Here is a 20,182-nt window from a genome sequence, read left to right on the forward strand (position 1 = left end):
GTCGCCGCAGGACCGGGCTCGGACGTCGGATCCCCGATCACGGTCCCGGCGAGCGCGACTCGCGCGTGCTCAGCCGGTGAGCTCCTCGAGCTCCGGCAGGTCCCTGCGGAGGATCTCGTCGTCGCTGAGGGCGTCGGCCGCGCCCGCGGTGGGACTGCCGAGCCAGACCTCGCCGGTGGCGCCGTCGATCGTGAGGGTGTCGCCCGCGGCGAACAGGACCTCGCCGCCGGCGTTCCGCACGTCCTCGGCGCCCACCACCAGGGTCTTCGCGCCGACGACGGCGGGGATGCCCCAGCCGCGCGCGACGACGGCCGCGTGGCTGACGAGCCCTCCGGTGCTGGTCAGGATGCCCTCGGCCACGGACATGCCGTGCACGTCCTCCGGGCTGGTCTCGGGGCGGACCAGGATGACGGGGCCGTCCGCCTCGGCGGCGGCGTCCGCGGTCAGCACGACGGCGCCGCAGGCCCGACCCGGCGACGCGCCCAGCCCGGTCGCGACGGCCGCGCCGCCGACGCCCTGTCGGGCGGCCGCGAGGATCTCGGTGCGGGCCCGGTCGAGCGTCTCGTCGTCCAGCCGGGCGCGGGCCTCGTCCAGGCTCAGCCCGATCGCCGGGTCGTGCCGCATCCGGGCCGCGAGCCGGACGGCGGCGACCGCGCCGCGCTTGCCGACCCGGGTCTGCAGGATGTAGAGCCTGCCGCGCTCGACGGTGAACTCGACGTCGCACATGTCACGGTAGTGGCGCTCGAGCCTGCCGAGTTTGTCGACGAGCTCGGCGTGGGCCTCCGGCAGCCGCGCGGCCATGTCGTCGAGCGTCAGTGTGCTCGCGGTGCCCGCGACCACGTCCTCGCCCTGGGCGCGGGGGAGGAAGTCGCCGTACGGCCGGTTCTCGCCGGTCGACGGGTCCCGGGTGAACACCACGCCGGTCCCGGACCGGTCGTCGTAGTTGCCGAAGACCATCGCCTGGACGTTGACCGCGGTGCCCAGGTCCTCGTCGATGCCCTCGCGCTGCCGGTAGGCCCGGGCCCGTGGGCTGTCCCAGCTGCGGAAGACGGCCTCGATCGCGCCGCGGAGCTGCGCCACCGGGTCGGCGGGGACGACGGCGCCCGCCTCCGCGAGGATCCGCCTGATCTCCGCGACCCGCGCGCGGAGCGCGGCGGCCTCGGTGGGCGCGGGGCCCGCGGCGAGCTGCTCGTGGGGGACACCGAGCACTGTGGTGGCGTACATCGTGAGGAAGCGCCGGTAGCTGTCCCAGGCGAACACCTCGTCCCCGGAGCTCGCGGCCAGGCCCTCGACGGTGTCGTCGTCGAGGCCGAGGTTCAGGACGGTGTCCAGCATGCCGGGCATGGAGCGCGGGGCGCCGCTGCGCACGGCGACGAGCAGCGGGTCCGCCGCGTCCCCGAGCCTGCGGTGCATCCGGGCCTCCAGGGCGGCGCAGTGTTCGGCGACGACGGCGTCCAGGTCCGCGGGCCACCCGCCCGCCCGGTACCGCCTGCAGACGGGCAGCGCGATGGTGAATCCGGGGGGTACCGGCAGCCCGAGGACCGAGGTCATCTCGGCGAGCCCGGCGCCCTTCCCGCCGAGCAGCCCGGCGAGCTCGCGCGGGGGGAGGGCGTGCGGGTGGTCGAAGGCGAAGACGTTCTCGCGGACCGCCGCGTCGGCGCTCACGGGCCGTTCCGTCGAGGTGGAGGGGGAGGGGGCCACGGTCGTCGCTCCTTTGCCGGTGACGTGACGGGGGACGATCGGGGTCGCTCAGTGACCGTCCGCGGCCGCGCGCTCGCGGCCGAGGGTGCTGAGCAGGTCCTGGTGGAGCTCCATCCACGCGTCGTGGTAGCTCTCCGACAGCGGCGCGGCGAAGGCCTTGCGGTCCCCGTCGAGGAGCCGCGCGTACGCGGCGGCGAAGGACCGCGGGTAGCGCTCGAACCGCGGGACGGTGGTCGCGAGCTCGGTGGTGAGGGCCGTGACGCGCTGGTGCACCGGCTCCAGGTCGCTGATGACGGCCCGGTCGTACTCGGCGTCCGCGTGGTCGTTCAGCGAGCCGTCGGCGCGCATCTGCCAGCGCGAGCAGAGCTCCTTGAAGGGCTCGTTGAGCTGCAGGAACGCGGCGTCGGCGGACTCGACGGCCGCCCGCGCGCCCAGCGTCTCGAGCTCGCGGGCGAGGAGCGAGGCGTGGGCGGTCCGCCCGTCCGGGGTGAGCATCCAGCCGCTGATCCGGCCGGTCCGCTCGACGACGTGACCGTTCTCCTGCGCGTGGGCGAGGGTCTCGCGCACGGTCTCCTCGGGCAGCCCGGCGCCGCGGGCGATGCGGTCGACGGCGGCGAACCCGCTGAGCCGCAACGCGTGCAGCACCAGCAGCGCCGGGTCGGTGGCGGTCGGGGTCGTGTCGTTGTCGGTGGTCACGATGCGGGCCTCTCGGGTCGTCCGGTCAGGATCGGCGCGGGTCGGCGACGGCGGACGCCGTGCTCAGGGCGGGGAGGGCGGCGAGCTGCAGGTGGGTCGTCTCGTTGAGGCTGAGCACCTGCCTGCGTCCGTCCGCCGACGCCCGGACGCGGGAGATCGAGGTGTACGCGGGCTGGAAGAACATCCCGCGGGGTCTGCCGAGGACGGCGCACAGATAGGAGTTGATCACACCGGAGTGGCACACCACGGCCACGACGCTCGAGGCGTGGGCGGCCACGATGCCGTCGAGCGAGGCGGCGACCCGGCGTTCGAACTCGTCCGGGTCGAAGGTGTGCTCACCCCACACGCCGGTCTCCAGCGCCCGCCACATCTGCCGCTTCACCTCGTGCCCGGCGGTGTCGAGCTCCGGCGGGGTGTAGCTCGGGGCACCGTGGTCGAACTCGCGGAGCCGGTCGTCGACGTGGAGCGGGACGACCGACCGCGCCACGATCGCCTCGGCCGTCTCCGTCGCCCGCCTCATCGGGCTGGTGTACACGGTCGTCGGTGCCGCGAGCGAGCCCGCGGCCAGGAACTCGCCGAGCAGGGCGGCCTCGCCGCGGCCCTGCTCGGTCAGCCGCGGGTCGGCGCCCGCGCCCGCCGCCGCCTCCTCCTGGGGCCGCGGTCGCCCGTGTCTGATCAACAGCAGTTCCATCAGACGTCCGCGGTGCGGCGCCGGGGGCGGGGGGCGGTCATGCGGTCTCCACGGGCCAGTAGCGGTCACGAAGGGGCTGCAGCCGGATCTTCCCGGCGTCGCTGCGCGGCAGGTGGTCGACGAAGTCGACCGAGCGCGGACACTTGAACCGGGCCAGCCGGTCGCGGCAGTAGGCGATCAGCTCGGCCTCGAGCCCGGGCCCCGGGGTGGCACCCGGTGCCGGCACGACCACGGCTTTGACCTGCTCACCGAACTCGGGATCGGGGACGCCGAGCACGGCGACGTCCGCCACCGCGGGGTGCAGCGCGAGCAGGTCCTCGATCTCGCGCGGGTACACGTTGACCCCGCCGCTGACGATGGTCTGGCCCCGGCGCCCCGTCAGGTAGAGGTAGCCGTCCTCGTCCAGCCTGCCGAGGTCGCCGACGGCGCCCCAGCCGCGGGTGGCCGCGAGGTCCGCGGTGCCGTCGTCCGCGCGGCGGGGGAGGTCCGCGCCGGGCTTGGCGAACCAGACCTCACCGACCTCGCCCGGCGGCAGCGGCCTGCCCTCGGGGTCCGCGATGTGAACGGTGCTCTCCACGGAGCGGCCGACCGAGCCGGGGTGGGCGAGCCACTCCTCGGGGCCGATGGTCGTGCGCCCGTAGCCCTCGCTCGCGCCGTAGTACTCGTGGATCATCGGACCCCACCAGTCGAGCATCGCGCGCTTGACCTCGGGCGGGCACGGCGCGGCGGCGTGCACGGCGACGCGGTGGGTGGACAGGTCGTAGCGGCGGCGCACCTCGGCGGGCAGCCGCAGCAGCCGGACGAACATCGTGGGCACCCACTGGCTGTGCGTCACGCCGTAGCGCTCGATCGCCGCCAGCGCGCCCTCCGCGTCGAAGCGCTCCATCAGCACGACGGTGCCGCCGAGCTGGTGCACCGACTGCAGGAACCCCAGCGGGCCCGCGTGGTACGCCGGGCCGGGGACGAGAAGCACGTCGCCGGTGTCGTCGAAGCCCAGGGAGCGCATCAGGCCCGCGGACCGGACGGGCAGCGCGTCGGGGTGGACGGCCTGCGGCGGGACCCGGAAGGGCTTGGGCCTGCCCGTGGTCCCGGAGCTGAAGAGCAGCCGCCCGCCCGCCGTCTCGGGCAGCTCGGGATCCCGCGCCGTGCCGGCCAGCGCCGCCTCGTAGTCGAGCCCGTCCCGGGAGCCGACGACGAGCAGGGCGGGCTCCCGGGCGGGGGCGGCGAGGCGGATCGCCGCGCGCACCGTGTCGAGCAGGGCCGCGGACGTCACGACGACGGCCGGGGTGGCGTCCTCGACGATGGGCGCCAGCTCGCCCGCGGTCAGGTGTCGGTTGGCGGCGCCGAGGACGAGTCCGCTGCGCCAGCAGGCCCACGGCACCTCGGCCCAGCGCAGGTCGTTCTCCAGCAGCAGCAGGACGGTGTCCCCGGGTGCGGCACCGCGGGCGCGCAGCAGGGCGGCGAGCCGGGCGCTACGGTCGTCGAGCTCCGCGTAGCTGCGGGCCTCGCCGGTCTCGGCGAGGATGACGGCCGGGCGGTCGGGGACCGTCGCGGCCACGCTGCCGGGATACACGCAACCTCCGAGAGTGAGATACCGAGTCACATCGTGACCGGAGCGTATCCGATCGATCAGTGGTGTTCAATCACAGAAGCGACTGACGAGTCACATCGTGGGACGGTGCGCAGAGCCGTGAGGCCGCCGTCCAGCCGCAGGTCCACGCCGTTGAGCCAGGACGCGGCGGGAGAGAGCGCGAACGCCACGACCCGGGCGATCTCCTCCGGCAGTGCGTGCCTGCCCACCAGCTCGCCCGCGACGTCCAGCGAGGGCATCGTGGCTCGGAAGTCCGCCAGGATCGGAGTCTGCACCGGCCCGGGGCTGACGCTGAGCGCCCGCACCCCGCGCGGATGGAGTCTCGCCGCGAGCACCAGCGCGTAGCGGTGGACCAGCTGCTTGGACACCTGGTAGGCCTCCGGCCCCGCCAGGCCGAGGTCCAGCAGCCTGTCGCGCAGCTCGACGTCCGACAGGTCGAGCAGGGTGTCGAGCTCGGTCGCGGGCACCGTGCCGCGGTAGCCCGCCATCGACGAGAGCAGCACGACGGCTCCCGGGTCCCCGAGCTGCGGCGCGAGCGCCTCGGTGAGTCGGCGCAGGCCGAGGAGGTTCACGTCGTAGACCACGGCGGGCGGGGTGGTGCCGGGGACACCCGCCACGGCGGCGAGACCGTCGAGGGGGTCGGGCCCACACCACGAGCGGACGGTCGCCGCCGCGGCGGCCACGGCGGCGGGATCGGTGAGATCGCAGACGACGGGCTCGACGCCCGCCGGGACGCCGGTCGCCACGCGGTCCAGGCCCAGCACCCGGTGCCCGTCGGCGACCAGGATCGCCGCCAGCGCGGCGCCGATCCCGGAGGCGGCCCCGGTGACGACGTGGCGTCTCAGGGTGTGCATCGGACCTCCCCGTCCTGGTGGCTCAACGGGGCGGTTCGACCCGCCCCGTGGTTGTCCACTCTTCCATCCGGCCCTCAAGATGTATAGTCGCAGTCGCAAAACCGGGCGAGGTCGCCGCCGTCGGCGGGGCGGCGCGAGCCGGGAACCGTGCATCGTAGGGATGGAGCTGCCGATGGTCACGACGAGTGCCTGCCCGGTCTCGCAGCCGCCAGGGTTCGACCTGCTCGACGCGCAGGTCTTCGCGGACGGCCGGGACGGCGAGATGTTCCGGAGCCTGCGGGACCACGCCCCGCTGTTCTGGAACGCCGGGCCCGGCGAGGAGACCGGCTTCTGGTCGGTCACCCGCTACGCGGACGTCGAGGCGGTGGCCAAGGACGCGGAGCGCTTCGGCAACGGGGAGGGCACCCAGATCCCGAACCGGCGCGCCGAGGGGACCGGGCCGCGCCAGATCCACAACATGGACGCCCCGGACCACGCCCCGCTGCGTCGGCTCCTCACCAGCACCTTCGCCCCGCGTTCGGTGGAGAAGCTGGTCGGGCGGGTCGAGGAGGTCACGGACGCGCTGCTGGACGAGGCCCTGGAGCGCGGTGAGCTGGACTTCGTCAAGGTCGTCGCGTCGCGGCTGCCGCTGCTGGTGTTCGCCCCCATGCTGGGCGTGCCGGTCGAGGACGCCGACCTGCTGCTGCGCTGGACGAACGAGTCCAGCAGCGAGGACCCCGAGTACTCCGCGGGCCCCGAGACCGCCGCCAAGGCGCGGGACGAGCTGTTCGCCTACTACGCCGACCTCACCCGCGAGCGCCGCGCCTGCCCGCGCGAGGACGTGGTCAGCACCCTGGTGCAGGCCGAGTTCCGCGGCGCGCCGCTGACCCAGGACTGGCTCAACCCCTACTACATGGTGCTCACCGTGGCCGGGAACGAGACCACCCGGAACCTGCTGAGCGGCTCGGTGGACGTCCTGGGCCGGAAGGGGCTGTGGCCGCAGCTGCGCGAGGGCGGGCACGGGCTGCTGCGGCCCGCCATCGAGGAGATGGTCCGCTGGGTGTCGCCGGTCGTGCACATGCGGCGCACCGCGACCACGGACGTCGAGCTGCACGGGCGAACGGTCAAGGCGGGGGAGAAGGTGGTGCTGTGGTTCGCCTCGGCGAACCGGGACGAGCGCGCCTTCGCCGACCCGGACGAGTTCGTGCTGGACCGCAAGCCCAACCGTCACCTCGGCTTCGGCGCGGGCCCGCACTTCTGCCTGGGCGCGCACCTGGCCCGGATGGAGACGCGGGTCTTCTACGAGCGGGTGCTCGCGCGGCGCATCGACATCGAGCTCACCGGCGAGCCGGACCGGCTGCTGTCCAACTGGTTCCGGGGCGTCAAGCACCTGCCCGTGCGGGTCACCCAGAGGAACGCGTGACCAGGACGGTCGCCGCGGCGCTCTCCCCGCGCCCGGGCGCCGCACTCGTCCGCGACCGCACGGACCACGTCGTCGACGGCCGGTGGGTGCGGTCGGAGGGCGAGCCGATCCCGGTCGTCGACCCGGCCACGGAGGCCGTCGTGGCGCACGTCCCCGCGGGGACGGCCGCCGAGGCGACCGCCGCGGTCGGCGCCGCGGCGCGGGCCTGGCCGCGCTGGGCCACCGGCCGACCGTCTTCACCGACGTCGACCCCGCGTCCGCGCTCGCGCAGGAGGAGGTCTTCGGGCCGGTGCTCGCGGTCCAGACCCACGACGGCGACGACGCCGCCGTCGCGCTCGCCAACAGCACCGAGTTCGGTCTCGCGGCCGGGGTCTGGTCGGCCGACCGGGACCGGGCCAGGGCCGTCGGCGCCCGGATCCGGGCGGGCCAGGTGAAGATCAACGGCGTCCGGACCCGGGACAGCCTCGACGCACCGTTCGGCGGCTACGGCCGGTCCGGCCTGGGCCGAGAGCTCGGCCGCCACGGCATCGACGAGTTCGTCGAGATCACGTCACTGCTGGGCTGACCGGGCCGACCGGGAGGGTCGGCCCCCACCACGAGGAGACACCATGAAGATCGAGCTCGACCGGGCCAAGTGCGCCGTCCTGGGCATCTGCGAGTCGGTGGCCCCGGACTTCTTCGAGATCACCGAGGACGGCGACATCGCCCAGCTCCGCGAGGACGTCCCCGCGGACAAGGTCGCCGAGCTGGAGGAGGCGGTCCAGGGCTGCCCCACCGAGGCACTGCGGCTCGTGCCGTGACGGCGCCGCCGAGGCTGGTGGTCGTCGGCGCGTCCCTGGCCGGTCTGCGCGCCGTCGAGGCCGCGCGCAAGGCGGGCTTCGCGGGTGGGATCAGCCTGATCGGGGCCGAGCCGCACCCGCCCTACGACCGGCCCCCGCTGTCGAAGGCGCACCTGTCGGCCGAGGTGGCGCCCGGGGTCGGGTTCCGCACGCCCGAGCAGCTCGCCGAGCTGGGCGTGGACCTGCGCCTCGGCGCGCCCGCCACCGCCCTGGACCCCGACGCCCGCGAGGTCGTGGTCGGCGGGGCGGACCGGGTCGGCTACGACGCGCTGGTCCTGGCCACCGGCGCGACCGCCCGCACGCTGCCGGACGGCAGGGCACCGGACGGCGGGGCACCGGACGGTGTCCACGTCCTGCGCACCTTGGACGACGCGGTCCGGCTGCGGGCCGCCCTCGACGCCCGGCCGGACCACGTCGTCGTGATCGGGGCGGGGTTCATCGGGTCCGAGGTGGCCTCCGCCGCCCGGGGGAGGGGCATCGCCACCACGATCGTCGAGGCGGCCCGCCTGCCCCTGACCCGCTCGCTGGGGCCCGAGCTCGGCGTGGCCTGCTCGGCGCTGCACGCCCGGAACGGCACCGTGCTGCGCACGGGCGTCGGCGTCGACCGGATCGAGGGCGGCGCCCGGGTGGAGAAGGTGGTCCTCGCGGACGGCACCGTGCTCGACGCGGACCTGGTCGTCGTCGGGATCGGCGCCACGCCCGCGGTGGACTGGCTGGAGGGCTCGGGGATCGCCCTGGACGACGGGGTCGTCTGCGACGAGACCCTGGCGTCCTCGCTGCCGGGCGTCTACGCGGCCGGGGACGTCGCGCGCTGGGTGAACCCGCTGTTCGGGCGCTCGATGCGGCTCGAGCACTGGACCAGCGCCGCGGAGCAGGGCGCCGCCGCGGCCCGCAACGCCCTGGACCCCGCGCACGCCGCGGCGTACTCGACGGTCCCGTACTTCTGGTCGGACTGGTACGGCTCCCGCATCCAGTTCGTCGGGGTGCCCGGCGCCGACGAGCACCGCATCGTCACGGGCTCCGCGGAGGAGGGGCGCCTGGTCGCGCTGTACCGCGAGGGCGACCGGCTCGTCGGCGCGCTGACCCTCGACCACCCGTCGAGCACGATGAAGTACCGGGGGCTCGTCGCGAAGGCCGCCTCCTGGGACGATGCCCTGGCCTTCGCGGCGGCGCGTCACGGATGACGAGGGGACGCCGCCGGGCGCGTCCGCGATAGGGTGACTGCTGTTCCACAAACCAGCACGCGGCGGAGAGGGGCCCGGTGACCGAGCGAGGGACGACCGCCGAGACGGCCGAAGGGCCCGCACCGGCCCCGAAGCAGCCGGTGCGGCGCGGGAAGAACGTCCGGGGGCTGCGGACGCGCCAGGAGCTGCTGGACGCCGCGTTGAGCTGCTTCTCCGAGTACGGCTACGCCCGCACCCGGATCTCCGACATCGTGTTCCGGGCGGGTGTCTCCCAAGGCAACTTCTACCGGCACTTCGAGAGCAAGACCGAGATCTTCCTGGAGTCCCTGCGGCCGAGCCTCGACGAGCTGACCCTCTCCACCGGTCGGGGCAAGCTGGGGGACGGCGTCGACCTCGACACGATGGTCGCGCTGACCACCTCGTACCTCACCTCGTACACCCGCAACCGCCACATCCTGCGGGTCATGCGCGAGGCCGCGGCCACCAGCGCGGACGACGGGTTCGCCGAGCTCTGGCTGCAGCAGCGGGGCAGCTACGTGGAGCGCACGGCCAGGTGGCTGCGGCGGCTGCACGCCCAGGGGCGGATCGCCGCCACGGACTTCGACCTGCTCGCGGACGTGCTCGGGTCGACGATCGAGCAGACGGCCTACGTGCACATCGGTCTCCCGGCGGAGGCGCCGCGACCCGAACGGGTCCACGAGCTGGCCGCGGCGGTGGCCGGCGTCTGGCACCGGTCGCTGAACGTCCTGGAGCCCCCGGCCGCTGCTGAGCAGGCCTGACACGCGGGTCGCCGCACCCGGGTCACCGTCCGTTCGCGCCCGGGCACGGACGGGGCTCCGGCCTGCCCGCAGCAGGCGCCGACTGCGGGACGACCGTCCTTGACACGGCCTGGCCCCCGGGCCACGATGTGACTCGTTCGTCGCAGAACACGCTGCGGTGTTCAGTGCGGGTGCCGGCACCCCGGGTCGCGGGCCTCCGGTCCGACCGCCGATGTCAGACGTCCTTACCCGAGCCTCAGTGACGAGGGAGACCGCTTCCGTGACCGACTGGCCGATCTTCGACAAGCCCTCGAAGACGTTCCCGCTGTACTCGCGGGCCAACGTGGGCGAGATCTTCCCCGACCCGATCTCCCCGCTGAACGCGTCCGCGGGCTTCCAGGCCTACCTGGAGCCCGGCTGGGAGGACGCGTTCGTGGCCTGCAAGGTGTGGGACCACGACCTCTACGACAAGTCCGTCGACCGCAACGTGCTGCCCGCCTTCGGCAGCTACCTTTACATCAACATGTCGCTGATGCGGCTGTTCGGTGTGCGGGTGCCCGGCATGGGCGCCGAGGCGGTCGACCTGCAGTACTTCGGCGACATGCCCGGCATCCCCTCCTACGAGAGCGAGAAGCGGGACTTCGACGAGGACCCCGCCTTCTCCGCGACGGCGGGCGCGTGGCTCATGGAGGAGGTGCTGCTGGCGAAGGACCTCGCCGCCTACGACGCCGACCGCGCCGAGATCGAGGGGATCCGCGCGGGCAGGCCGGAGGTCTCCGCGCTGTCCGACGAGGACCTCGTCGCCCGGCTGCTGTCGTTCGGCGACATCCAGCGGCGCTTCTTCAAACACCACATCGAGTCGAGCCTGAAGTCCGGCGTCGGCCTCGGCGCCATCGCCCAGCTCGCTGCCGCCGTCGGCAGGCCCGAGCTGGCCCTGACCCTGGTCAGCGGCATCGGGGACGTCGACTCGGCGGGTCCCTCGAACGGCATGTGGGCGCTGAGCCGCAAGGCCCGCACCGGCCCGGTGGCCGCCCTGTTCGACGGAGGCGTGAGCGGGCTGTACGGCAGGCTCGCGGAGAGCACCGATCCGGAGGTCGTCGCCTTCCGCGCGGAGCTCGACGAGTTCCTCGCCGCCTGGGACTTCCGCGGCCCGGCCGAGTGGGAGCTGCGCGCGCTGACCTGGGGCCTCAAGCCCGAGCTGGCGCTGTCTACGGTGGACCGCATGCGCGGGGTCTCGGACGACGAGGCGCCGTCGGTCAAGGGCGCCCAGCGCGTCCAGGACCGCGAGGCGGCGACGAAGACCGTCCGTGAGCTGCTGGCGGGCAACGAGGAGGCGTCCGGCCAGTTCGAGGTCGCCCTGAACGCCGCCGCGCTGTGGCTGCGCGGGCGCGAGCGGTCCCGCACCACCTCGGCCATGCTGGTGCACGAGCTGCGGCTGCCCGCGCTCGAGCTGGGCCGCCGCGGCGCGGCGGCGGGTCACCTCGACGAGGCGAAGCAGATCTTCATGCTGTTCGCCGACGAGCTCCCGGCCTACCTGAACGACCCGGCGTCCTTCACCGAGACCGTGCGTGCGCGGGAGAAGTCCTACGTCGAGCTGTTCGACTACGAGCCCCCGTTCGTCGTCGTCGGCGAGGCCCCACCGCTCTCGGAGTGGAAGCGCCGCTCCGACAAGGCGCACACCACGGCGGTCGTCGGCGAGACGATCCAGGGTGTCTCCGGCTGCACCGGGGTGACCCGGGGCCGCGCCCGCGTGCTGACCGACCCGAACGACCCGTCGGCCCTGGAGCCGGGCGAGATCCTGGTCGCCCCCATCACGGACCCGTCGTGGACGCCGCTGTTCGTCGCCGCCTCCGCGGTGGTGGTGGACGTCGGTGCGCCCTTCTCGCATGCCGCGATCGTCAGCCGCGAGCTCGGCATCCCGTGCGTCGTGTCCGCCTCGGACGCCACCGGGCGCATCCCGGACGGCGCCCTGATCGAGGTCGACGGCACCGCCGCCACGGTCACCGTCCTCGAGGTGTGACCCGACCCGGACCCGGGCGGGCGCCCCTCCCGCCCGGGTCCCCCTGCCGCCCGGAGGCTCCCTTGACACCTGTCACTCCCGCGACCGGCCCGACCGCCCCGCCGCGGACGGCCTCGCCGGTGGCCGTCGTCCGCCGCTACCTCGACGAGATCTACCACGAGGGCCTCGTCGACGTCGTCCGCGAGATCTGCGCGGACCCCGTCGTGCGCCACGATCCCGGTTCGATCCGCACGCTGACCCACCGGGAGCAGATGGACCGGATCCGGGCCGACCTGCCGCAGTGGAACCCGTGGTTCGAGGCCGCCGTGCTGGCGGGCGACGACACCCACGCCGTGCTGGTCTGGAACGCCACCGGCCGCACCGCCGAACGTACGCTGAGCGGGATCGAGGTGTTCCGCGTCGTCGACGGCCGGATCACCGACGTCTGGAACACCCCCTACTCGACCGAGCACTGGACCTGATCACCCCTCCCGAGATTCGAGGTCGCCCGTGAGCAACGCCGCCACGACCGCTCCCGCCCTGCTGGACTCGACGCACGAGATCGACGGCCCGTGGATGGAGTCGGTCCTCGCCGCCTCCCACCCGACCGCCGCGGTCCGCGGGGTCACCACCGGACCGATCGGCGCGGGCAACGTGTCCGACACGGTCAAGGTCGTGATCGACTACGCGAACCGACCCGAGGGCGCGCCCGCCTCGGTGATCGCGAAGTTCAAGCCCAGCGACCCGGCGGTGCACGCCCACGGCCTCGGCAGCGGCGCCTACCACCGCGAGATCGGGGCGTACCGGATCATCGGCGAGCGGGGCGCCTGCCGCATCCCGCAGGCCTTCCACGTGGCGGGCGACGAGACCAACATCAACCTGGTCCTCGAGGACCTGACCCACGCCGTCCCCGGCAACCAGGTCGCGGGGGCGACCCCCGCGGACGCGGCCGCGGTGCTGACCGAGCTCGCCGCCCTGCACGCCACGTTCACCCCGATGGACACCGCCACCGCCCCGGACTGGCTGATCCGGATGAGCGAGGCGGCCGACTACTGGGCCGGCATCACCCGCACTGGTGCCGAGACGGCGGTGGAGCGCTACCGCGACCGGCTCCCGACCGCGGACCTCGACCTGATCGCCGCGGCGGGCGAGCTCGTGCGGAGCTGGTACCTGCTGCCGCAGACGCGGCTGACCGTGTCCCACGGCGATCCGCGCGTGGACAACGTGCTCTTCGAGCAGGTCGAGGGCCGGACCCGCGCCGTGCTGATCGACTGGCAGGTCACCGGCCTGCGCAACCCCATGTACGACGTCGGGTACTTCCTCTCCGGGAGCCTGTCCGCCGAGGACCGCCGGGCCGTCGAGCACGACCTGCTCGACGGCTACCTGCGCACCTTCTCCGCGATCACCGGCGGCTACCCGCGGGAGGAGGCGGTGGAGGACTACCGGACCCAGCTGCTCAGCGGCCTGATGATCACCACCGCGGCGATCGCGGTGCTGCCGGACAACGACGTCGTCAACACGCTGATCCTCGCGCTGCTGGAGCGCAACTGCGCCGCCGCGCACGACTGGGACTCGATCCGGGCGACCGAGCAGCGCGTCGCGCGCTGAGGAGGCCCGATGAGAGCACAGTCCGCACAGTTCGCACAGGCCGCACCCGAGCTCGGCTTCTACGCCCTCGGCGGACACGTCGAGAATCCGCGGGTCATGCTGGACGAGCTGCGGCTGGCGGAGGACCTCGGGCTCGGCACCGCGTTCCTGTCCGAGCGGTTCTCGGTCAAGGAGCTGGCCTCGCTGACCGGCGCGGCCGGGGCCGTCACCGAGACGCTGCGCATCGCGACGGGCGCCACCAACCACCACACCCGGCACCCGGCCGTCACCGCGGCGTGGGCGACGACGGTGCACCGGCTCACCGGCGGCCGGTTCACCCTCGGGCTGGGGCGCGGGCTCGCTCCCCAGCTTGAGGCGTTCGGCCTGCCCCCGGTGACCACCGCGCAGCTCGAGGACTTCATCGGGCTGATGCGCAGGCTCTGGCACGGCGAGACGGTGGTCGGCCACGACGGGCCCGCGGGCAGCTGGCCCGCGCTGAAGCTGGACCCGGAGTTCGACGAGGACATCCCCGTCGCGCTGACCGCCTTCGGGCCCGCCACGCTGGCCCTGGCGGGCCGGGCCGCCGACATGGTCATCCTGCACACCTACTTCGCGGACGAGACGGTCGCCCGGTGCGTCGAGCGGGTCCGGACCGCGGCCGAGCGGGCGGGCCGCGACCCGGCCGCGGTGCAGGTGTGGTCCTGCTACGCGACCGTGCCCGACACGCTGGGGGAGGAGGCGCGGCTCCGCAAGACCGTGGCCCGCCTCGCCACCTACCTGCAGGTCTACGGGGACCTCCTGGTGGCCACCAACGAGTGGGACCCCGCCGCGCTGCGACGGTTCCGCGCGGACCCGGTCGTCGCGGGCCTGGACGGCTGGGCCGACGTGGTCGCCACCCGTGCGGAGATCGAGCACATCGCCTCGGTGCTGCCCGAGGAGTGGCTCGCCCCGGCGGCGACGGGCTCGGCCGAACACTGCGCCGCGCAGGTCCGCGCCCAGTTCGACCTCGGCGTCGACGGGGTGATCATGCACTGCGCGACGCCTGCGGAGCTGGAGCCCGTAGTCAAGGCGTACCTGGCCTAGACAGGCCCGTGGCGACGCTCCCCGTGGTCCTCGACGGTGCGCGCGGCCGGGTGTGCTCCTCAGCCCGGCCCGAAGGCCCGCAGGAAGGTGTCGACCGCGGTCCGCGAGATCGCGGCGAGCTCCGCCTCGGACAGCGGGCGGGACTGCACGCCCGAGCGGGTGAGCCGCCCCTGCGCGTCAGAGGCGGAAGAGTCGGCTCGCGTTGCCGGAGGTGAACGCCTCGCGCTCACCGTCGCCGACGTGCTGGAGGAAGGCGGTGATCTCCTCGCGGCTCGGCTGCTGGAAGGGGTAGTCGGTGGAGAAGAGCAGGCGGTCCGGGGTCGTGACCGTCCGGACGTGGTCGAGCAGGGCGGGGTTCAGCATCCCGGAGGCCGTGATCCAGAAGTGCTCGCGCACGTACTCGGAGACCGAGCGGCGCAGCCCGGCGATCCGCGCCAGCGAGTCCGCCCGGTCCAGCCAGAACAGCAGCAGCTCGCCCCAGTGGCCGAGCACCACCCGCAGGTCGGGATGGCGGTCGAAGGTGCCTCGCAGGATCAGCCGCAGCGCCGCCGTCGCCGCCTCGACGTGCCAGCCCCAGCCGAAGGTCGCGAGCCCGAGCTCGACGAGCGGTTCGAAGCCCCGGTAGGCGGCCGCGCGCAGGGCGTCCGGCGGGATCTGGGGGTGCAGGAACACCGGCTGGTGCAGGGCGGCGGCGGTCGCGAGCACGTCCTCCAGCGCCGGGTCGTCGAGGGGGAGTGCGCCGGAGCGGCCGTAGACCATGGCGCCGACGGCTCCGAGGTCCGCGGCCCGGCGCAGCTCGTCCGCGGCGTGCTCCGGGGAGGCGAGGGGGAGGCTGGACAGGAACCGGAACCGGGTCGGGTGCCTGCGGACGGCCTCGGCCGCCGTGTCGTTCGCCGCCCGGCTCAGCCGTACCGCCGCCGCGGGGGCCAGCGCCTGGGTCCCCGGCGGGGTCAGGGACAGGATCGCGACGTCCACGCCCTGCGCGTCCATCACGGCGAGCCTGCCCTCGGCGAGGTCGGTGAGCCGCTCCGCGGTGTCGCCGTGGTCGTTGAGCAGCAGGCTCTCGTCCGGCTGCGGGGTCGCGCCGAGGGCGGCCGCGAGGTCGGGGAGCATCCAGTGCTCCTCGATGGCGACGAGGGTCATGACGCCGCGCCCTCGGGAGCGCGACCGTGCCGCCCGGGGTGGCGGGCGGCCTCCTGCTGCCGGTCGACGACGGCCTCGCCGTGGCGCACGGCCCAGTCGGTCAGCATCCTGATCGGCTCCTCGAGCGTGCGGCCCAGCTCGGTCAGACCGTACTCCACCCGCGGTGGGGCCTCGGCGTAGACGTGCCGCTCAACCAGGCCGTTGTCCTGCAGACGCCGCAGGGTCTGCGTCAGCACCTTGCGGGAGACACCCCCCACGCGATCGACGAGCTCACCGTGTCGGACCGGGCCGTGGCGCAGCGCGAACAGCACGATCACGGCCCACTTGCCGGTGATGACCTCCAGGGTGAGGCGGGTCGGGCAGTCGGCGAGGAACACGGTGCCGAGACGGGGGCTCACGGGTCCGATCATGGCACAGCGAGAGGTACCCGGGGGTACCCGTCGGCTTCCTAGTGTCCGGAGCATGACACCACGCACCGCACCCACCACCCGCACGTTCGTCCTGGTCCACGGCGCCTGGCACGACGGGCGGGCCTGGCGACGGGTCGTCCCGCTGCTCGAGGCCCGCGGCCACCGCGTCCTGGCCCCCTCGCTGACCGGCCACGGCGACAGGGCCCACCTGCTGGGCCCCGACGTGGGCCTGTCCACCCACGTCGAGGACGTCCTCACCACCATCGCCGACCACGACCTGACCGACGTGGTGCTCGTCGGCCACAGCTACGCAGGCATGGTCGTCTCGGCGGTCGCCCATCGCATCCCCGACCGCATCGCCCACCTGGTCTTCGTCGACGCGATGGTCCCCACCCACGGCGAGAGCGTCCTCGACGTCATGCCGGTCACCCGGCTGATGATCGACGCCGCCGCGGGCACCGCGCACCCGTGGCGCATCCCGCCCCTGCCGGAGATGCCCGCGCCCCGCGGCCTGTTCGGCGTCACCGCTCCCGAGGACCTCGCCTGGCTGCGCCCCACCCTCGGCGACGAGTCGGTCCGCTGCTTCCTCGAGCCGGTCGTCATGGACGACCCCGCAGCCGACGCGATCCCGCGCACCCACATCCTCTGCGTCGGCACCGGGCCCGCCGCCGACCAGACCGCCGACGAGCCCGTGGTGCGCCGACCCGTCCCCGCCCGCGGACCTGACGGGACACCCTCCCGGGTCCGGGAGCTCCCCACCGGCCACGACTGCATGATCACCGCACCGTCCGCGCTCACCGACCTGCTCCTCGAGGCCGGCGCACCCTGACCCGGCACGGAAGCCACCTCTCACCCGGCGCCGTTCCTGAGCGTGGCGCAGGACTCTTTGAGCTTGGTGTTGAACACGCCGGCGTCGTCGATCACGGTGCCGTCGAGGAGGCGGTGATCAAGGACGTGCCGGTGGAAGCTGGACTGAAACTCGGCGCCGTTGTCGGCATGGATCTTCTCGACCTGGAAGGGCAGTCGGGCCAGGACGTGGTCCAGGAACTGGATGGCGGTTTTCTGGTCGGAGCGTGGGTAGATCCTCAGCACGCGTAGGCGGGTGCAGTCGTCGATGGCGGTGTACCGGCAGGTCGTGGCGACGTTGCAGCTGACCTCCTCTGCGTGCTGGAGGACCGCCAGGCGACGCTTCGCCCGGTGGACCAAGTCCTTCTCACTCCACACACGCTCGCTCTAGTGGAGCTCTTCGATCTGGGAGCCCAAACCGTCAACGACGTCTGTCAGTTCTAGATGCACCCACGGTGGGCCTGGTCTGCTGGGGTCGAACGGCTGTTCGATTTATGTGCGATGAGCTGCTATGATGGCTACATGACCACGACCCTCGCGGACCCTCCGACGGTGGCGGGTGTCGTGCCGTCGCGGGAGGAGCGGGCCGCGGGGTTCGCCCGGATCGAGCGGCTGGTCGCGCTGCGGAACCGGATCGACGCGGAGATCGCCGAGGAGGTTCGGGCGGCGGCGCAGCGGGAGGTCGAGGCTCGCCTGCAGGAGGCGCTGGTCGATCCCGAACGGGTCGAGGCGAGCATTGTCGGGCAGCTCGGGCTCGCACTGCGGGTCTCCCCGACCCGGGCCCGCACCCAGCTGCGCCTCGCCCGGGACCTGCACGCCGGGCTGGACAAGGTCCGGGAAGCGTTCGCGGCCGGGGAGCTGGACGAGCGGCGAGTCGCCGCGATCGTCGCCGCTGCCAGACACCTCGACCCCACCCGACGCGCCGAGCTGGATCAGCGCCTCGCCGCGCACGATCTGCCGCTGCTCGGGGTGCGGCGGATCGCCGACCTGGCCCGGACGGTCGCGGCGGCGGTGGCGCCGGAGACCTTCGCCGAACGCGCCCGTGCCGCCCGCCGGGACCGGCACGTCACGATCTCTCCCGCCGAGGACGGGATGGCGGTGTTGCGGGCGCTGTTGCCGATGGAGCAGGCCATCACCTGCTACGCGGCGCTGCGCAAAGCGGTCACCGAACACTGGGTCGGCGCCGAGCCGGTCACCCGCACCCGCGGTCAGATCATGGCCGACACCCTCGTCGAACGCCTCACCGGACAGACCGCCACCACGCCCGCTCAGGTGGAGATCCAGGTCCTCGTGCCGATGGAGTCCCTGCTGGACCCCGACTCGCCGCTGCCCGCGGAGATCCCCGGGTTCGGGCCCACCGCTCTGCTGGACGAGGCCACCTGTGTGGGGTGGCGGCGGCTGGTCACCCGGGACGGCATCGTGATCGGCGGCGACTCCCGCCGCCGCGCCTTCGGCGGTGTGCTGGCTGACTGGATCCGGGCCCGGGACCGTGGCCGGTGCACCGAACCCGGTTGCGACGCTCCGATCGAACACCTCGACCATCGCAGACGGTGGTCCGAAGGCGGTGCGACGAGTCTGGACAACGGCCGGGGTACCTGCGCGTTCCACAACCAGCTCCGTGAGCAACCCGGCTGGCACCTCACCGACCGCACCACCACGACCCCCACCGGCCGCCGCTACACCCTGCGATCCTAGCCCGGCGAACGCTCGCGCACATCCACTGAGTCGACGCGCCGTTCGCTCCACCTGCGATGTCGCCTACCACCGCGGCGCGACGGCGGCTACCCCACCCGGACGTGGCCCGGGGCGTCGACCGTCGAGCGGCGCCAGCGGAGGGGGTCGTCCTCCAGGGCGGCGCGGTCCCAGCGGCCGAGGTCCGCCGCGGCCTCGTAGGTGGTGCGGAGGAACTCGGCGACGGCGCGGTCGGGGTCGGCCGCGGCGCGGGCCGCCTCGTAGGGGAACAGGAACTGCTGGAACTCGGGGCTGAAGAACGCGCCGTCCGGACCGACGGGCCGGTCGGCGAACCCGTCGGGTGCGGGGTAGGCGTAGGAGTAGAACGCGCCCTCCTCCCCGCCGCCGGGCCAGAACCCGCAGCTGGAGAGCTCGCGCGAGTACCCCTCGACCATGACCCAGTCCCCGCAGTTGGGCACCCCGCCGGGGTGGGGCGGGGCCGGGCGCCCGGAGAAACGGGTGCAGGCCAGGTCGAACGACCCCCAGAAGAAGTGCACCGGGCTGACCTTGCCGACGAAGTGCGACCGGAACTCGCCGAGCACCCGGTCGGCCTGCAGCAGCTGGCGCCAGAACAGGGTGGCGGCCTCGGCGTCGTAGGAGGCGTGCTGGTGGTCCTCGGCGAAGGGGACCGCCGGGTCGACCTCGGTGGGGACCGGCCGGATCGGCGCCTCGATCCCCAGCCGCCCCAGCACGTCGAGCAGGCGGGCGTAGAACTGCGCCACCGACATCGGCTCCAGCGGCAGGCTCTCCGTGCCCGCGTCGCTGCTGCGGACCTCGAGCCGGTGCTCGACGACGTCGAACTCGATCGCGAAGGCGCCCGTGCGGTACGGGATCGACGAGGTCGTCAGCCCGCGCGGGCTGACGTAGAGGGGGACCTGCCACCAGTGGTTGAGCAGCGGCGCGTGGGCCATGCGGATCTTGCCCACGATCTGGGTCCACATGTGCAGGGTCTCCCGCGTGGCGGTCCAGTCCGCGACCCGCAGGGTCGGCCAGCCCGCCGTGGGGCCGGTCATCGGAGCTCGGGTGTGGCGTGGGCGGAGCCGGTCATGGGGTCCCTTCGGGTGTGTCGGTCGGTCGCGACGACGGAACAGGGGAATGGTAGGACGAGGAGGTCGACGCGCCCGTCGTTCGACGGGTGGGACGGCGAGGGAGTGGCGATGCGGCCGGCGGTCGACAAGGTGATGCCCGAGGCGTGGCAGGCGGCGCAGGCCTTCTCCGCCGCGATCCGGGACGCGGCGGCGGCCCGCGGACTCTCGGCGCGGGAGGCGGAGCTGATCAAGGTCCGAGCCTCCCAGCTCAACGCCTGTGCGTTCTGCCTGGACCTGCACTCCCGCCAGGCCCGTCAGGCGGGCGTCGGGCAACAACAGCTGGACCTGCTGCCCGCCTGGCGCGAGACCGGGCTGTTCGACGACCGGGAGCGGGCGGTGCTCGCGGTCGCCGAGGCCGCGACCGCGCTGCCCGTGACCGACGAGGCGGCGGCGGACCTGCTCGGCGCCCGGGCGGTGCTCGGCGAGGAGGCCTTCGTCGCCGCCGAGTGGGTCGCGGTCACGATCAACGCCTTCAACCGCATCTCGATCCTCAGCGAGCACCCCGTCCGCCCGCGCGACGGCGAGGGCAGGCTGGTCCGGTGACGCCCGCGGGCGGCCTCGGCCCCATCCGCTCACCGC

The 20,182-nt window shown here is 73.9% G+C and carries 21 protein-coding genes and 1 pseudogene; 13 read left to right on the plus strand and 9 right to left on the minus strand.

Going from position 1 to position 20,182, the window contains the following annotated elements:
• Positions 1–69: 69 nt before the first annotated feature.
• The 5 genes from L3X23_RS07740 to L3X23_RS07760 all read right to left on the minus strand — a co-directional run bounded on the left by L3X23_RS07740 (position 70) and on the right by L3X23_RS07760 (position 5,533).
• Positions 70–1,665 carry a pyruvate, phosphate dikinase gene (locus L3X23_RS07740; protein WP_237191418.1) on the minus strand — a complete coding sequence of 532 codons (1,596 nt, stop codon included), beginning with the start codon at positions 1,663–1,665 and terminating at the stop codon, positions 70–72.
• An 84-nt stretch (positions 1,666–1,749) separates the two neighbouring features.
• Positions 1,750–2,397: a MarR family transcriptional regulator gene (locus tag L3X23_RS07745; RefSeq protein ID WP_237191419.1), complete on the minus strand. Its 648-nt coding sequence runs from the start codon at positions 2,395–2,397 to the stop codon at positions 1,750–1,752.
• A 25-nt stretch (positions 2,398–2,422) separates the two neighbouring features.
• Positions 2,423–3,088 (minus strand): histidine phosphatase family protein, encoded by a 666-nt coding sequence (locus L3X23_RS07750; protein ID WP_237191420.1) that lies wholly within the window; start codon positions 3,086–3,088, stop codon positions 2,423–2,425.
• A gap of 37 nt (positions 3,089–3,125) precedes the next feature.
• Complete coding sequence (locus L3X23_RS07755; protein WP_237191421.1) at positions 3,126–4,661, minus strand: AMP-binding protein; 1,536 nt, start codon at positions 4,659–4,661, stop codon at positions 3,126–3,128.
• 56 nt (positions 4,662–4,717) lie between these two features.
• A complete protein-coding gene (locus L3X23_RS07760; RefSeq protein WP_237191422.1) occupies positions 4,718–5,533 on the minus strand; it encodes an SDR family oxidoreductase in 816 nt (271 codons plus the stop codon).
• 172 nt (positions 5,534–5,705) lie between these two features.
• On the opposite strand from L3X23_RS07760, the gene L3X23_RS07765 reads away from it, so the two are divergent.
• The 10 genes and pseudogenes from L3X23_RS07765 (at position 5,706) to L3X23_RS07805 (ending at position 14,385) form a co-directional block, all read left to right on the plus strand.
• Complete coding sequence (locus tag L3X23_RS07765) at positions 5,706–6,935, plus strand: cytochrome P450 (RefSeq protein WP_237191423.1); 1,230 nt, start codon at positions 5,706–5,708, stop codon at positions 6,933–6,935.
• A pseudogene (locus L3X23_RS36570) lies at positions 6,932–7,095 on the plus strand (hypothetical protein); the annotation flags it as partial. The gene L3X23_RS07765 and the pseudogene L3X23_RS36570, both read left to right, overlap by 4 nt.
• On the plus strand, positions 7,018–7,500 hold the full coding sequence (locus tag L3X23_RS07770; protein ID WP_237191424.1) for an aldehyde dehydrogenase family protein: 483 nt from the start codon (positions 7,018–7,020) through the stop codon (positions 7,498–7,500). The pseudogene L3X23_RS36570 and the gene L3X23_RS07770, both read left to right, overlap by 78 nt.
• 43 nt (positions 7,501–7,543) lie before the next feature.
• Positions 7,544–7,735 carry a ferredoxin gene (locus L3X23_RS07775; RefSeq protein WP_237191425.1) on the plus strand — a complete coding sequence of 64 codons (192 nt, stop codon included), beginning with the start codon at positions 7,544–7,546 and terminating at the stop codon, positions 7,733–7,735.
• The gene (locus tag L3X23_RS07780; RefSeq protein ID WP_237191426.1) at positions 7,732–8,958 is read left to right on the plus strand and encodes an NAD(P)/FAD-dependent oxidoreductase; all 1,227 of its coding nucleotides are present in this window, start codon (positions 7,732–7,734) and stop codon (positions 8,956–8,958) included. The genes L3X23_RS07775 and L3X23_RS07780 overlap by 4 nt, the downstream gene beginning before the upstream one ends.
• Positions 8,959–9,035: 77 nt before the next feature.
• Entirely contained in the window at positions 9,036–9,737 is a 702-nt protein-coding gene (locus L3X23_RS07785) for a TetR/AcrR family transcriptional regulator (RefSeq protein WP_237191427.1), read from the plus strand.
• Positions 9,738–9,996: 259 nt separating this feature from the next.
• Positions 9,997–11,736, plus strand: coding sequence for a PEP-utilizing enzyme (locus L3X23_RS07790; RefSeq protein WP_237191428.1), 1,740 nt, complete (start codon positions 9,997–9,999; stop codon positions 11,734–11,736).
• Positions 11,737–11,798: 62 nt separating this feature from the next.
• Entirely contained in the window at positions 11,799–12,197 is a 399-nt protein-coding gene (locus L3X23_RS07795; protein WP_237191429.1) for a nuclear transport factor 2 family protein, read from the plus strand.
• Between the two features lie 28 nt (positions 12,198–12,225).
• Complete coding sequence (locus L3X23_RS07800; RefSeq protein WP_237191430.1) at positions 12,226–13,323, plus strand: phosphotransferase family protein; 1,098 nt, start codon at positions 12,226–12,228, stop codon at positions 13,321–13,323.
• 9 nt (positions 13,324–13,332) lie between these two features.
• The gene (locus tag L3X23_RS07805) at positions 13,333–14,385 is read left to right on the plus strand and encodes a TIGR03857 family LLM class F420-dependent oxidoreductase (protein ID WP_237191431.1); all 1,053 of its coding nucleotides are present in this window, start codon (positions 13,333–13,335) and stop codon (positions 14,383–14,385) included.
• A 177-nt stretch (positions 14,386–14,562) separates the two neighbouring features.
• Here L3X23_RS07805 and L3X23_RS07810 read toward each other — a convergent pair whose 3' ends face one another.
• Complete coding sequence (locus tag L3X23_RS07810) at positions 14,563–15,528, minus strand: amidohydrolase family protein (RefSeq protein ID WP_237191432.1); 966 nt, start codon at positions 15,526–15,528, stop codon at positions 14,563–14,565.
• Positions 15,525–15,926, minus strand: coding sequence for a helix-turn-helix domain-containing protein (locus L3X23_RS07815; protein ID WP_237191433.1), 402 nt, complete (start codon positions 15,924–15,926; stop codon positions 15,525–15,527). Before L3X23_RS07815 ends, L3X23_RS07810 begins: the two co-directional genes overlap by 4 nt.
• 64 nt (positions 15,927–15,990) lie before the next feature.
• Between L3X23_RS07815 and L3X23_RS07820 the strand changes: the two genes are divergently transcribed.
• Entirely contained in the window at positions 15,991–16,767 is a 777-nt protein-coding gene (locus L3X23_RS07820; RefSeq protein WP_237191434.1) for an alpha/beta fold hydrolase, read from the plus strand.
• A gap of 20 nt (positions 16,768–16,787) precedes the next feature.
• Here the strand turns inward: L3X23_RS07820 and L3X23_RS07825 are convergent, their stop codons facing one another.
• Positions 16,788–17,162: a DDE-type integrase/transposase/recombinase gene (locus L3X23_RS07825; protein WP_237191435.1), complete on the minus strand. Its 375-nt coding sequence runs from the start codon at positions 17,160–17,162 to the stop codon at positions 16,788–16,790.
• A 144-nt stretch (positions 17,163–17,306) separates the two neighbouring features.
• Between L3X23_RS07825 and L3X23_RS07830 the strand changes: the two genes are divergently transcribed.
• A complete protein-coding gene (locus tag L3X23_RS07830; protein WP_237191436.1) occupies positions 17,307–18,479 on the plus strand; it encodes an HNH endonuclease signature motif containing protein in 1,173 nt (390 codons plus the stop codon).
• A gap of 86 nt (positions 18,480–18,565) precedes the next feature.
• Here the strand turns inward: L3X23_RS07830 and L3X23_RS07835 are convergent, their stop codons facing one another.
• Positions 18,566–19,528 carry a DUF5996 family protein gene (locus L3X23_RS07835; RefSeq protein ID WP_237191437.1) on the minus strand — a complete coding sequence of 321 codons (963 nt, stop codon included), beginning with the start codon at positions 19,526–19,528 and terminating at the stop codon, positions 18,566–18,568.
• 144 nt (positions 19,529–19,672) lie between these two features.
• Between L3X23_RS07835 and L3X23_RS07840 the strand changes: the two genes are divergently transcribed.
• Complete coding sequence (locus L3X23_RS07840) at positions 19,673–20,146, plus strand: carboxymuconolactone decarboxylase family protein (RefSeq protein ID WP_237191438.1); 474 nt, start codon at positions 19,673–19,675, stop codon at positions 20,144–20,146.
• Positions 20,147–20,182 lie beyond the last annotated feature (36 nt).

Source organism: Pseudonocardia sp. WMMC193 (genome assembly GCF_021728735.1).
GTDB lineage: Bacteria > Actinomycetota > Actinomycetes > Mycobacteriales > Pseudonocardiaceae > Pseudonocardia > Pseudonocardia oroxyli.

What these genes read in the sequence shown, in the direction of transcription:
- L3X23_RS07750 (WP_237191420.1), bottom strand. Translation starts at nt 3,088, where the DNA reads ATGGAACTGCTGTTGATCAGACACGGGCGACCGCGGCCCCAGGAGGAG.
- L3X23_RS07760 (WP_237191422.1), bottom strand. Translation starts at nt 5,533, where the DNA reads ATGCACACCCTGAGACGCCACGTCGTCACCGGGGCCGCCTCCGGGATC.
- L3X23_RS07765 (WP_237191423.1), top strand. Translation starts at nt 5,706, where the DNA reads ATGGTCACGACGAGTGCCTGCCCGGTCTCGCAGCCGCCAGGGTTCGAC.
- L3X23_RS07775 (WP_237191425.1), top strand. Translation starts at nt 7,544, where the DNA reads ATGAAGATCGAGCTCGACCGGGCCAAGTGCGCCGTCCTGGGCATCTGC.
- L3X23_RS07805 (WP_237191431.1), top strand. Translation starts at nt 13,333, where the DNA reads ATGAGAGCACAGTCCGCACAGTTCGCACAGGCCGCACCCGAGCTCGGC.
- L3X23_RS07810 (WP_237191432.1), bottom strand. Translation starts at nt 15,528, where the DNA reads ATGACCCTCGTCGCCATCGAGGAGCACTGGATGCTCCCCGACCTCGCG.
- L3X23_RS07820 (WP_237191434.1), top strand. Translation starts at nt 15,991, where the DNA reads ATGACACCACGCACCGCACCCACCACCCGCACGTTCGTCCTGGTCCAC.
- L3X23_RS07830 (WP_237191436.1), top strand. Translation starts at nt 17,307, where the DNA reads ATGACCACGACCCTCGCGGACCCTCCGACGGTGGCGGGTGTCGTGCCG.
- L3X23_RS07835 (WP_237191437.1), bottom strand. Translation starts at nt 19,528, where the DNA reads ATGACCGGCCCCACGGCGGGCTGGCCGACCCTGCGGGTCGCGGACTGG.
- L3X23_RS07840 (WP_237191438.1), top strand. Translation starts at nt 19,673, where the DNA reads ATGCGGCCGGCGGTCGACAAGGTGATGCCCGAGGCGTGGCAGGCGGCG.